The sequence below is a fragment of the Luteibacter sp. genome, assembly GCF_051958795.1.
Taxonomy (GTDB): Bacteria; Pseudomonadota; Gammaproteobacteria; order Xanthomonadales; family Rhodanobacteraceae; genus Luteibacter.
The window spans coordinates 15,553-27,706 of sequence record NZ_JBQCFT010000263.1 but is presented as its reverse complement, the minus strand read 5'-3'; the positions used below and the strand labels follow the sequence as shown (position 1 = coordinate 27,706).

Here is a 12,154-nt window from a genome sequence, read left to right as displayed (position 1 = left end):
CCCTGCGCGAACAGCGGCAGCATGCTCATCGAGGCGAATTCGGTCGTGCCGATGGCGAAGCCGCCGACAGCCAGGGCGAGGATGACGAGCCCGACATGGGGCGCGCGGACGGGCGGGGTGCCCGGATCGAGTGCGGGGGCGGCGGAAGTCATTGGGAGAGGCGGCCTGGGACGTGGGCGGGCGCCGTTGTGCGGCGCAGCAATCGGGTCAGTTTACGCCTCGGGATGGTTGGGTGCTAGCGGTTGCGGCCGTGACGCGGGGCCGATCGCGCGCAAGCGCGCTCCCACAACTGGTTGAAATTCCTAACTTTCAGGTGTGTTCGCGGAGGTATTCGATGAAGGCGCGGAGGGCCGAGGTGACCCGGCGCTGGCGGGGGTAATAGAGCATGAAGCCGGGGTACGGCGGGCACCAGTCCTCGAGGACGCGTACCAGCTTGCCTTCGCGGACGTACTCATCGATCTGGTCGTCCAGGACCAGGGTCAGGCCGACGCCGGCTAGCGCGGCATCGATCGACACGCAGAGGTCGCCGAACGTGCAGCGGCCGCGGACATCCAGTTCCAGCTTGGTCTCGCCCTGCTCGAACTCCCACTTATAGAGCCGGCCGCTGGAGAAGCGGAAACGGATGCAGTCGTGCTGCATCAGGTCGTACGGATGCAGCGGCACGCCGCGCCGGGCCAGGTAATCGGGCGAGGCGACGCAGGCGCCCTTCTGCATGCCACCAAAGGGGACGGCGATCATGTCCTCGGGCACCGCCTCGTGGAATCGGATACCCGCGTCATATCCCCCGGCGACGATATCGATCAGCCCATCGTCGTCCACGGCCTCGAAATGGATATCCGGGTAGGTGGCGAGGAAGCCCGGAAGGAGCGGTGGCAACAAGAGTTGGCCGGCCGAGCGTGGCATGTTCAGGCGGAGCGTTCCCGCGGGGTGGGCCCGGAAGTCGTTCATTTCTTCCAGGGCATCACCGACATCGCGCAGGGCAGGCTGCAGGCGCTCGAGCAGCCTCTGGCCCGCCTCGGTAAGGGAGACGCTGCGCGTCGTGCGGTGGAACAAGGTGACGCCGAGTCGTTCCTCCAGCCCACGGATGGCGTAGCTGATCGCCGAGGTCGACAAGGTCAGTTCAGCACCCGCCTTCCGAAAGCTGGCGTGGCGGGCGACCGCCGCGAAGGCGGCGAGATGAGAGAGATTATCCGGACGCATGATTATCAAGAATACCTCAACGATACGTCCGAATAATCGCGTTGGCGCGCCGGATTGTTGAGGGTTATCGTTCCCCGCTTTCCTGTTTACCCCTGCAGAGGATGACACCCATGTTCGAAGTCCATGGTTTTGCTGCCAAAGACGCCACGTCGCCCCTCGTCCCGTTCAAGTTCGACCGCCGCGACGTCGGTCCGCACGACGTGCATATCGAGATCCTCTACAGCGGCGTCTGTCACTCCGATCTCCACCAGGCCAAGGGTGACTGGGGTAACTCCACCTTCCCGATGGTCCCGGGCCACGAAATCATCGGCCGCGTGAAGGCCGTCGGCTCCGAAGTGAAGAAGCTGAAGGTCGGCGACTACGCCGGTGTCGGCTGCATGGTCGACTCGTGCCGCACCTGTGAGTCGTGCAAGAAGGATCTCGAGCAGTACTGCACGGTCCACACCAGCTTTACCTACAACGGTACCGAGCAGGACAAGAAGACCGTGACCCAGGGCGGCTACTCGACCGACATCGTCACCGAAGAGCGCTTCGTGGTGAAGGTCTCCGACAAGCTCGACCTCAAGGCTGCTGCCCCGCTGCTCTGCGCCGGCATCACCACCTACTCCCCGCTGCGCCACTGGAAGGTGGGCCCGGGCCAGAAGGTGGGCGTGATCGGCCTCGGCGGCCTCGGCCACATGGGCGTGAAGTTCGCCAAGGCCATGGGCGCGCACGTGACCATGATCACCACCTCGGAGGCGAAGGGTGCCGACGCGAAGCGTCTCGGCGCGGATGACGTCCTCGTTTCGACCGACCCGAAGCAGATGGAAGCCGCGGCGTCGAAGTTCGATTTCCTGCTCAACACCGTGCCGGTCAGCCACGACATCCTGCCCTACCTCTCGCTGCTGAAGCTGGATGGCACGATGGTCCTCGTCGGCGCCCTCACCCCGCTGGATGCGTTCCCGGGTGGCGCTCTGATGCTTCCGCGTCGCACCGTCGCCGGTTCCGCGATCGGCGGCATGGCCGAGACCCAGGAGATGATGGACTTCTGCGCCGAGCACAACATCGTGTCCGACGTTGAGATGGTCAAGATGGCCGACATCAACGAGGTCTACGTGCGCCTGGCGAAGAACGACGTGCGCTACCGCTTCGTGATCGACATGGCATCGATGCCGAAGAACTAAGCGACACGCACCGTAGGAGCCCACCCTGTGGGCGACATCTTCCACGTCACCGCTGCAGGATCTGTAGCGTTGTCGCGAGAAGCGTCGCCCACAGGGTGGGCTCCTACGTATTGCGGCATGGTGATAAGGTGACCTCGTCACAAAGGACCCGTGTATTGAAGCGCTTCTTCCGCTACCTCGGCTACGTTGCCGCGCTGCTCGTCGCCTTCCTGGCCTTTGTCGCCGTCTCCGCGTGGCCAAACATCGGTACGCTCCCGAAAGGCGAATTCCTCGCTCGCAATGAGCAATCGCCCGAATGGCGTGGCGACCAGTTCCAGAACCCGCAGGCGATGTTCTCGAACCTGCGCGGCGGCATCCTGCAGATCTTTGAATCGAAGCCTGGCGAAGAGCCGGACAAGCCCGTTCCCACGGTCGATTCCTCGCCCCTTTATAAAGCACCGCCCGCCAGCGGCCTGCGCATCACCTGGTTCGGCCACTCATCGATGCTGCTCGAAATCGATGGCACGAACATCGTGATCGATCCGTTCTGGAGTGAGCGCACCTCCCCGTTCGGCTGGCTTGGGCCGAAGCGCTGGTACCCGCCGCCGGTATCCATCGACCACCTGCCGCGCGTCGATGTCGTCGTGATCTCGCACGACCACTACGACCACCTCGATCGCGCTTCCGTACAGGCGCTCTACGCTCGCGGCGCGCGTTTCATCGTGCCGCTGGGCGTCGCATCGCACCTGGTGGGTTGGGGCATTCCCACCGACCGGATCACCCAGCTCGACTGGTGGCAGCAAGCGAAGGTCGGCGCCGTCACCATCGTTTCCACGCCCTCGCGCCATGCGTCCGGGCGGCTGAGCGCACGCAGCGACCAGACGCTATGGACCGGGTACGCCGTGGTTGGCCCGCATCACCGTGTGTTTTATTCCGGTGACACCGGCCTCAATGACAGCTTCCCCGAGGTCGGCGAGAAGTACGGCCCCTTCGACCTGAGCCTGATCGAATCCGGCCAGTACGACGCGCAATGGCCTGACTGGCACCTCGGCCCCGAGCAGGCGGTGAAGGTTCACAAGGAAGTGCGCGCGCGCACGATGATCCCGGTGCACTGGGGGCTGGTGAAGCTGGCCCACCATGCATGGACGGAGCCGCCGGAACGGATCCTGGCGGCCGCGCGTTGCGTTGGCGCCGACGTTCTCATCCCGGAGCCCGGCCAGGCGGTGGAACCGACGACCCATCCGGTGGTCCCACGCTGGTGGCCCGCCCAGGCCTGGTCAACGGACGCGCAGACGCCGATCGTCGCATCGAAGGATGGCGATCCGCGCCATCTGTATACCCCTCAGGCTTGCCGTTAACCGGCCGCAATCGACCCAAGCAGGAAATCTCCCATGCCTCAGCCGCTCTTCCGCCGCGCCGCCCTCGCCGCCCTCTGCCTCGCGATGACGGGCACCGCCTTTGCCGATGCGAAGGATGACGCGGTTATGGCCAAGTGCCCCGCGGTGGCGGCGTGGACGGAGAAGATGGCCAAAGCGCACCCCGCCCTTTCCGAAGCCGGTATCGAGCGCGACAACAACGCCGGCGGTTTCTCCGATCCCGACCTGCGCAACGAACTGCGCACCCGTGTCGAGCTTGACCAGCGTACGCGCAACGAGTGGATCGCCTCACCGGACGACAAGGCGCGCTATGCGGCCATGAACAAGGTGGACATGGATAACCTCGCCTGGATGAAAACGCAGTTCACCAAGGGCGGATTCCCGCATGCGAACGCGGTGGGCCTGGCCGGCGTCAACGCGGCCTTCCTCCTCGTCCAGCACGCGGTCGCGGATGTGCCGTTCATGGAATCGATGCTCCCGCAGGTGATCGCGCGCGGCGAAGCGGGTGAACTCAAGAAGAGCGATGTCGCCATGCTTATCGATCGCCTGCTCCGCCAGCAGGGCAAGCCGCAGCGCTATGGCACGCAGTACCTGGGTAAGAACATGAAGGATCTGTCCGACATGAAGATGGATCCTGTCGAAGACCCGGCACACCTCGACGAACGCCGCGCGACGATGGACCTCATGCCGCACGCCGACTATGAGTGCGCCTTGCGCATCTACTACGCGCCCGCGCCCGTCGCGCCCGCTGCGTCTTCCACGACCGGAAAGTAAGCCGCACTTGCAGGATCGTGCTGTGGGAGCGTGCTTGCACGCGATGGGTGCTAGCGCCACCGCCCACCGCCCACCACCCATCGCGCGCAAGCGCGCCCCCACAACAGCGCGGATCAGGCGGGCATTTCGAGCCGCATCGTGGCCGGCGTCAGCGGCTGTCCGGTCACCCGGTCGATCACGAGCGGTTCCACCCGCTCCCCGGTTTTCGGGTTCACCAGCACGCTCAACCGGCCTGCGCCGTTGTGGCGCCGGCCCCATTCGCCCATGGCGGCGAGGATCGGCAAGAAGTCCACGCCCGCCGGGGTGAGGATGTATTCATCGCGTGGCGGCCGCTCGCTGTAACGCCGCTTCTCCAGCACGCCAGCCTCCGTAAGGGCCTTGAGCCGCCGCGAAAGAATATTCGGGGCGATGCCGAGGCTTGTCCGGAATTGGTCGAACTGGGTCATGCCGCGGCTGGCATCGCGCAGGATCAACGCACTCCAGGCATCCCCGACCAGGGCCAGGGCACGGGAGATGGGGCAGGTGCCCGAAGAAAGTTTTTCGATGTCCATTGCAAAATGATAGTAGCGTCACTATCGTATGGCAACCTAGTTACTTTCACTATGCAATCCACCCATCCGGAGAGACGTCATGAGCACTGAATCCAAAGGCACCGCCATTGTCACGGGCGCTTCGTCGGGCATCGGCCAGGTCTACGCCGAGCGCCTCGCCGCCCGCGGCTACGACCTGATCCTCGTCGCCCGCCGCCTCGAGCGCCTTGAGGCGCTGGGCAAGAAGATCACCGCCGAAACCGGCCGGAAGGTCGAGGCGATCCAGGCCGACCTGACCCAGCGCGAAGGCGTGGCGAAGGTGGAAGCCCGCCTTGCCAGCGACCCGACGATCACCCTGCTGGTCAACAACGCCGGCATCTCGCTGGAAGGCAGCCTGCTCGAGAACGACACCGCGAAGATCGAGCAGATCATCGCCATCAACACCGTGGCGCCGACCGTGCTGACCGCTGCCGCGGCGAAGCAGTTCGTCGCCCGCGACAAAGGCGGCATCATCAACATCGCTTCAGTGCTGGCCTTCGCGCCGGAAATGTTCGATGGCATCTACAGCGGCACCAAGGCCCACCTGATCAATGTTTCGCAGAGCCTCGCCGCCAGGGTGAAGGACACGAACGTCCGCGTGCAGGCCGTGCTCCCGGGCGCCACCCGCTCGGAAATCTGGGAAAACTCCGGCAAGGATGTGGACGCCCTGCTTCCCGGCATGGTCATGGAAACCGCCGACCTGGTGGACGCCGCCCTCCTCGGCTTCGACCGCGGCGAAGTGGTCACGATTCCGCCGCTGCACGATGAGGCGCAGTTCCTTGCCTATGAAGCGGCCCGCCACGCGATGGGCCCGAACCTTTCGCGCAAGGAAGTCGCCCCGCGCTACCGCGCGTAAGCATGGCTGGCAGGTAACCCGGACAGGGGCTTAGAAGACCTTTCACTCACGGAACGTACGAATGCACGCTAAACTGCGGCATTCGTTACGTTACTTGCGGTCAGGCATGCTCTCGTTCGTGTTCGGCGCCTTCGGGCTCTCCACTCTCTGGCTGCTTCCCCTGCTCTGGCGTGTCGTCGCTGCCCTTGTCCGGCGGCGGCGTCCGCCTACGGTAGGTCCTGGCGCCATTCGTTTCTGGTCGGGCTTCGTCCTGGTGCTGCTCGCGAGCAGCCTGCTCGAAGGTCTGGTCATCACCCACTTCACGGATGACCCATCCGTGGGCGGCGCCGTGTGCCGATGGCTCGGCAGCATGGCGGGTCCTGCGGCACCCATCGCTGCCGCCGTCTCCCTTGCACTGATCATCGTGGCGCTGCCCTGGTACACGGGCGTGCCGTGGTCGCAGGCGATCGTCGGCCTCAACGGCATCCTCGAGCCCATGGGTGCGCTGGCCATCGAAGGGACCAGCCGGCTGTTCCGGCGTGGTGCCTCGCGTGCCACGGGGCGCAAGCCTTCTGCCGCTGTGCGTCGTGCTGACCGTACGCCGCCACGCCGCCGTGCCGCTAAGCCCGTGCCGAAGCCTGCAGGAAAAGTGACATCCGCGCCGATCGCCACCGCAACGTTATCGCGCGCTGCGCCGCTGCCTCCGGATCCGGTGCGTCCGTCAGTGACGACGCCCGTCCCGCCGCGCCATCGCACCCAGCCGGATACGGTGATTCGCGAACCCTGGCTGGCGCCGCGGGCGATGCAGGTGCAGGACGGTGCCGAAGGTCCGAAGACTGAGTCGCCTGTATCAATCGAGCGTCCCACGCTGGCGGTACAGCCGCCAATCGTTAGCCAAGAGCCGGTCATCGAGGTGCTGCCGCCGTTGGTGGCGATGACGGATCGCGCGCAAGCGCGCTCCAACATTGGGTCGCGTGGCGTGGAGGCGCCGCGGTCGTATGAGCCTGCGCCGGTGCAGGCGACGGCCGATACGAGATTGCCTTTCGCGTCGCGCGAAGAAACTGCCGCGCCGCCGGGCGCGCCGGCGTCCTCGTCGTCATTCTCGCCCGCGCCCACGCCGTCGTCTTCTCGAGCGCCCGCTTCGCCTGCGCCCGTGCCGGCACGACCGGTGTCGCGCTTTGCCATCGCGGCCAACGATCCCTCGCCGACCGAGCAGCTGCCGATCACGCACATTCCGTCGCCGCGGCCGCTGCGCACGGTGAACCATGGCGCGATCAGCCTGCCGCCGCTGACCTTGCTTGCCGCAGCGGCACAGAACGCGCTGGCCATCAGCGAGCACGAACTCGCGGAAACCGGTGAGCTGATCGAGCAGCGCCTCGCCGAGTTCAAGGTGCCCGTACAGGTGGTCGGTGCGTCGGCTGGCCCGGTCATCACGCGCTACGAGATCGAACCGGCAACGGGCGTGCGTGGTAACCAGATCGTCGCGCTGATGAAGGACCTCGCGCGCGGCCTCGGCCGCACCACGATCCGCGTGGTCGAAACGATTCCAGGCAAGACGTGCATGGGCCTGGAGTTGCCGAACGAGCAGCGCCAGATGATCGCGTTGTCGGAGATCCTGGATTCCAGCGAGTACCGCGAAAGTGACTCCCTGCTTACGCTTGCGATGGGTAAGGGCATCACCGGTGATCCAGTCGTCGCCGACCTCGCGAAGGCGCCGCACATGCTGGTCGCGGGCACCACTGGCTCGGGTAAGTCGGTGGCGGTGAACGCCATGATCCTGTCCATGCTTTACAAGGCCACGCCTGAAGACGTGCGCATGATCATGATCGACCCGAAGATGCTGGAGCTCTCTGTCTACGAGGGTATCCCGCACCTGCTGGCGCCCGTGGTCACCGACATGAAGCTCGCGGCGAACGCGCTGAACTGGTGCGTGGCGGAAATGGAAAACCGCTACAAGGTCATGTCCGACCTGCGCGTGCGCAACCTTGCGGGCTTCAACCAGAAGGTGCGCGAAGCGCGCGCCGCGGGCAAGCCGCTGTTCAACCCGTTCCCCAAGCATCCGGAGGTGCCCGAGCACCTCGACACGATGCCATTGATCGTCGTCGTCATCGACGAGCTTGCCGACCTGATGATGGTCGCCGGCAAGAAGATCGAAGAGTTGATCGCGCGCCTCGCGCAGAAGGCGCGCGCGGCCGGCATCCATCTGATCCTGGCTACGCAGCGCCCGTCGGTGGACGTCATCACCGGCTTGATCAAGGCGAACATTCCTACGCGCGTTGCATTCCAGGTCTCGTCGAAAATCGACTCGCGCACGATCCTCGACCAGATGGGCGCGGAAAGCCTGCTCGGCCAGGGCGACATGCTGTTCCTGCCGCCTGGCACCGGTTATCCACAGCGCATCCACGGGGCGTTCGTCGGTGATGAAGAAGTGCACCGCATCGTCGGGTGGCTGAAGCAGTTTGGTGAACCCGACTACAAGGATGAGATCCTGCAGGGCCCGCCGAGCGAAGCGAGCGACGTTGAGCCAGGCGAAGACGGTGGCGATGCGGAGCTGGACCCGCTTTACGACGAAGCCGCGGCATTCGTATTGCGCACGCGTCGTGCTTCCATCTCGTTCGTGCAGCGCCAGTTCCGCATCGGCTACAACCGCGCGGCACGCCTGGTCGAAGCGATGGAAAGCGCGGGCATCGTGTCGCCGATGGGAATCAACGGACAGCGCGACGTCATAGCGCCCGCGCCGCAGGATTGATCGCGTAGGAGCCCACCCTGTGGGCGACGCCGTTCGTTGAGACGCCGCGGGGTCTGTGGCTCTTTCGCGAAAACATGTCGCCCACAGGGTGGGCTCCTACGAGAGAAAAAAACGGGCCTTTCGGCCCGTTCTTTTTTATTCCTTGGTAAGCAACTTAAGCGGCACCGCGATCGACTTATCCACCGGCTGTTTGTCGACCAGCTTCTTCGCGGTTTCGACGCCGAGGCGGCCGATCTCTTCCGGCTGCTGCGCGACGGTGGCGGCCATCTGGCCATCCTGCACGGCCTTCTTGCCATCCGGCGTACCGTCGAAGCCGACGACGAGCACCTTCTTGTTCTTGCCGGCGAGTGCCTGCACGGCGCCAAGCGCCATTTCATCGTTCTGCGCGAAGATCGCCTGGACGTCGCTGTTACCCTGCAGCAGGTTTTCGGACACCGAAAGGCCCTGCGCGCGGTCGAAGTTCGCCGGCTGCTGTGCAACGACCTTCATGCCCGTGGTGGCGATCTCGTCGTCGAAGCCCTTGCCGCGCTCACGCGCCGCGGAGGTGCCGGCCACGCCCTGCAGTTCGATGATGTTGCCCTTGCCACCCAGCTGCTTGGCCAGGAAGTCCGCTGCCATCTTGCCGCCGGCGATATTGTCCGAAGCGATGTGCGAAGCGACTTCAGCGCCATCGACGCCGCGATCGAGCGTGATCACCGGGATGTTCGCGCGCTGCGCGGACTGCACCGCACCGGCGAGCGCCGAGGAATCCGTCGGGTTCAGCAGGATCACCGAGACGCGCTTCTGGATAAGGTCTTCGACGCTGGAGATCTGGCGCGCCGGATCATCCTGCGCATCGACCACGACCAGCTGCACGCCGGCCGAGTCGGCGGCTTTCTGCGCGCCATCCTTCAGTTCCACGAAGAACGGGTTGTTCTGCGTCGAGAGCGCAAGGCCGATCACCGGCTTGCCACCCGCGGCGGCGCCGCCGGCAGTCGATGCAGACGACGGCGAGGATTCGCCCGGACCCTGCTGCGAGCACGCGGCAAGGCGGGTGGCCGCTGCCGCGGCGAGGAAGGTGAGTTTGCGCATGGTGTGTTTCCTCGTGGTGTTCACTGCCGCCTGTCGAGCAGGACGGCGATCAGGATAACGATGCCTTTAACCACCTGCTGATAGAAAGAGCTTACGCCCAGCAGGTTAAGGCCGTTGTTCAGGAAACCGATGAGCAGCGCGCCTATCAGCGTGCCGAACAGCCAGCCGCGGCCGCCGGCCAGGCTGGTGCCGCCAAGCACCACGGCAGCGATCGCATCCAGCTCGTAACCCTGGCCCGCCGTGGCCTGCGCGGAATACAGGCGCGAGGTGAGCACGATGCCGGCGAAGGCCGAGAGAAGACCGGAGAGTCCGTAGATGGCGACCTTCATCGGTGCGATGCGGACGCCGGAGAGTCGCGCCGCTTCCTCGTTGCCACCGATCGCCACGACGTGGCGACCGAACACCGTGCCGCGCAGCAGGAATCCGCAGACGATAAAGGCGATGAACATCCAGATCACCGGGAGCGGGACCAGATTGGCGACATAACCGCCGCCGACCAGCGCGAAGCCCTGGTTCGTCACGGGGATCGGGCTGCCCTGCGTGTACGAGAGCGTGAGGCCGCGTAGCAGCGTCAGCGTACCCAGGGTCGCGATGAAGGGAGCGACCTTGCCCCAGGAGACCAGCACGCCGTTGACCATGCCGAGGATAAGACCCAGCCCGAGGCCGGCACCGACGCTCAGCACCATGCCATGCCCCGACGCCATGAGGCCCGCGGTGATCGCACCGGTGAAAGCGAGGATCGCACCGACGGAAAGATCGATGCCGCCGGCGAGGATCACGAAGGTCATGCCGAACGCGATGAGCGCGTTGATCGAGACCTGGCGCAACACCGTGAGCAGGTTACCCGTGGTGAGGAAGTCGGGGCTCATCACCGAGAGGACGATGAAGAGCAGCACCAGGCCGATTACCGAGCCAAGCCGCTGGAGCAGCGTGCTCGCCCGGCTCCAGTTCATTTGCAGCGTCATGTCACTTGCCTCCGGTCGCGGCGGTCATCACGGCTTCCTGGGTGGCGCCGTGGGCATCGAGCAGGGCCGTCGCATGGCCCTCGTGCATCACCAGGATGCGATCGCTCATGGCGAGCACCTCCGGCAATTCCGACGAGATCATGAGGATGGCCACGCCCGTTTCCGCGAGTTGGTTGATGATGTGGTAGATCTCGGCCTTGCCGCCCACGTCGACGCCGCGGGTCGGTTCGTCGAGGATGAGCACGCGCGGCTTGAGGGCGAGCCATTTGGCCAGCACGACCTTCTGCTGGTTGCCGCCTGAAAGCGCTCGTACGTCCAGCTCCATGTCGCGCGTGCGGATCTTCAGCGCATCGATGAGGCCGGACGTCTGTTTCTTTTCCGCGCCGCGATCGACCAGGCCCGCGTGCGCGGGAACGCGCGGCAGGCTGACGTTCTCGCGCAGGCTGAGGTCGAGCACGAGGCCCTGCGCCTTGCGGTCTTCGGTGACGAAGCCGAAGCCGGCGTGGATCGCCTCCGTCGGCGTCTTCGGCGTCACCGCCTGGCCATCCAGCGTGACCTTGCCGCTCTCGAGCTTGTCCAGGCCGAACAGCAGGCGAGCCATTTCGGTACGGCCCGCGCCCAGCAGGCCAGCCACGCCGAGCACTTCACCCGCATGCAGGTCGAAGCTGATGTCCTGCACCATGCCGCCGGTGATGTGTTCCACCTTCAGGCGCACGTCGCCGATCTTCGGGGTGCGTGTCGGGTAGCGCGCATCGAGCGTGCGCCCCACCATCATCTTCACCACCTCGTCGAAGGCCAGACCAGGCACATCTCGCGTGCCGACGAACTGGCCATCGCGCAGGATGGAGATGCGATCGCACAGCGCGAAGATCTCTTCCATGCGGTGCGAGACATAGACGATGCCGGTGCCCTGCTCGCGCAGTTCGCGGATGAGCTTGAACAGCGTGGTGGTTTCGCTTTCGGTGAGCGCGGCGGTCGGCTCATCCATGATCAGCAGGCGGGCCTTCTGGCCGAGCGCGCGGGCGATTTCCACCATCTGCTGCTGGCCGACGGAAAGCCGTTCCACCAGCGTCGTCGGGTCGAGCTTGGTCATGCCGACGCGGGTCAGCCATTCCTTCGCGCGCGTATCCATGGCCTTGCGGTTGAGCAGGCCAAAGCGATGCACTTCGCGACCGAGGAACAGGTTGTCCGCGATGCTCAGCGACGGGATGAGGTTGAGTTCCTGGTGGATGATCGCGATGCCGTACTTCTCGGCATCGGCGGGCGACGTGATGGAAACCGGCTGGCCGTCGACTTCGATCGAGCCTTCATCGGGCGCGTAGATGCCCGTGAGGATCTTCATCAAGGTGGACTTGCCGGCGCCGTTCTCACCCATCAGCGCGTGGACTTCGCCGGCGAGCAATTCGAAATCGACGCCTTCGAGCACCTTCACCGGGCCGAAGGCCTTATGGATGTTCCGCATCCTGACGACCG

General features: G+C 65.3%; 10 protein-coding genes. 5 read left to right on the top strand and 5 right to left on the bottom strand.

Features of this window, described 5'->3' with window-relative positions:
* Window positions 1-309 precede the first annotated feature (309 nt).
* Window positions 310-1,200, bottom strand: coding sequence for a LysR family transcriptional regulator (locus ACTHLF_RS13980; protein WP_440327954.1), 891 nt, complete (start codon window positions 1,198-1,200; stop codon window positions 310-312).
* Window positions 1,201-1,310: 110 nt separating this feature from the next.
* On the opposite strand from ACTHLF_RS13980, the gene ACTHLF_RS13975 reads away from it, so the two are divergent.
* The 3 genes from ACTHLF_RS13975 (at window position 1,311) to ACTHLF_RS13965 (ending at window position 4,492) form a co-directional block, all read left to right on the top strand.
* Window positions 1,311-2,363, top strand: a complete 1,053-nt coding sequence (locus tag ACTHLF_RS13975; RefSeq protein ID WP_440327953.1) for an NAD(P)-dependent alcohol dehydrogenase — start codon at window positions 1,311-1,313, stop codon at window positions 2,361-2,363.
* Between the two features lie 155 nt (window positions 2,364-2,518).
* On the top strand, window positions 2,519-3,700 hold the full coding sequence (locus ACTHLF_RS13970) for an MBL fold metallo-hydrolase (protein WP_440327952.1): 1,182 nt from the start codon (window positions 2,519-2,521) through the stop codon (window positions 3,698-3,700).
* Between the two features lie 33 nt (window positions 3,701-3,733).
* Window positions 3,734-4,492: a DUF6624 domain-containing protein gene (locus ACTHLF_RS13965; protein WP_440327951.1), complete on the top strand. Its 759-nt coding sequence runs from the start codon at window positions 3,734-3,736 to the stop codon at window positions 4,490-4,492.
* 113 nt (window positions 4,493-4,605) lie between these two features.
* Here ACTHLF_RS13965 and ACTHLF_RS13960 read toward each other — a convergent pair whose 3' ends face one another.
* Window positions 4,606-5,043 carry a winged helix-turn-helix transcriptional regulator gene (locus ACTHLF_RS13960; protein WP_440327950.1) on the bottom strand — a complete coding sequence of 146 codons (438 nt, stop codon included), beginning with the start codon at window positions 5,041-5,043 and terminating at the stop codon, window positions 4,606-4,608.
* A 79-nt stretch (window positions 5,044-5,122) separates the two neighbouring features.
* Here ACTHLF_RS13960 and ACTHLF_RS13955 point away from each other — a divergent pair, with 79 nt between their 5' ends.
* The gene (locus tag ACTHLF_RS13955) at window positions 5,123-5,917 is read left to right on the top strand and encodes an SDR family NAD(P)-dependent oxidoreductase (protein WP_440327949.1); all 795 of its coding nucleotides are present in this window, start codon (window positions 5,123-5,125) and stop codon (window positions 5,915-5,917) included.
* A gap of 61 nt (window positions 5,918-5,978) precedes the next feature.
* The gene (locus ACTHLF_RS13950; protein ID WP_440327948.1) at window positions 5,979-8,645 is read left to right on the top strand and encodes a DNA translocase FtsK; all 2,667 of its coding nucleotides are present in this window, start codon (window positions 5,979-5,981) and stop codon (window positions 8,643-8,645) included.
* 135 nt (window positions 8,646-8,780) lie between these two features.
* Here the strand turns inward: ACTHLF_RS13950 and rbsB are convergent, their stop codons facing one another.
* The 3 genes from rbsB to ACTHLF_RS13935 are packed head-to-tail and all read right to left on the bottom strand — an operon-like array spanning window position 8,781 to window position 12,143.
* Window positions 8,781-9,716 carry a ribose ABC transporter substrate-binding protein RbsB gene (rbsB, locus tag ACTHLF_RS13945; protein WP_440327947.1) on the bottom strand — a complete coding sequence of 312 codons (936 nt, stop codon included), beginning with the start codon at window positions 9,714-9,716 and terminating at the stop codon, window positions 8,781-8,783.
* Window positions 9,717-9,736: 20 nt separating this feature from the next.
* Entirely contained in the window at window positions 9,737-10,681 is a 945-nt protein-coding gene (locus ACTHLF_RS13940; protein ID WP_440327946.1) for an ABC transporter permease subunit, read from the bottom strand.
* 1 nt (window position 10,682) lies between these two features.
* Window positions 10,683-12,143, bottom strand: coding sequence for a sugar ABC transporter ATP-binding protein (locus ACTHLF_RS13935; RefSeq protein ID WP_440327945.1), 1,461 nt, complete (start codon window positions 12,141-12,143; stop codon window positions 10,683-10,685).
* Between the last annotated feature and the right edge of the window lie 11 nt (window positions 12,144-12,154).

Bases quoted from the DNA above. Each gene is read 5' to 3' on its own strand.
- ACTHLF_RS13940 (WP_440327946.1), bottom strand. From the start codon at position 10,681: ATGACGCTGCAAATGAACTGGAGCCGGGCGAGCACGCTGCTCCAGCGG.
- ACTHLF_RS13965 (WP_440327951.1), top strand. From the start codon at position 3,734: ATGCCTCAGCCGCTCTTCCGCCGCGCCGCCCTCGCCGCCCTCTGCCTC.
- ACTHLF_RS13960 (WP_440327950.1), bottom strand. From the start codon at position 5,043: ATGGACATCGAAAAACTTTCTTCGGGCACCTGCCCCATCTCCCGTGCC.
- ACTHLF_RS13955 (WP_440327949.1), top strand. From the start codon at position 5,123: ATGAGCACTGAATCCAAAGGCACCGCCATTGTCACGGGCGCTTCGTCG.
- ACTHLF_RS13980 (WP_440327954.1), bottom strand. From the start codon at position 1,200: ATGCGTCCGGATAATCTCTCTCATCTCGCCGCCTTCGCGGCGGTCGCC.
- ACTHLF_RS13935 (WP_440327945.1), bottom strand. From the start codon at position 12,143: ATGCGGAACATCCATAAGGCCTTCGGCCCGGTGAAGGTGCTCGAAGGC.
- rbsB (WP_440327947.1), bottom strand. From the start codon at position 9,716: ATGCGCAAACTCACCTTCCTCGCCGCGGCAGCGGCCACCCGCCTTGCC.
- ACTHLF_RS13950 (WP_440327948.1), top strand. From the start codon at position 5,979: ATGCACGCTAAACTGCGGCATTCGTTACGTTACTTGCGGTCAGGCATG.
- ACTHLF_RS13975 (WP_440327953.1), top strand. From the start codon at position 1,311: ATGTTCGAAGTCCATGGTTTTGCTGCCAAAGACGCCACGTCGCCCCTC.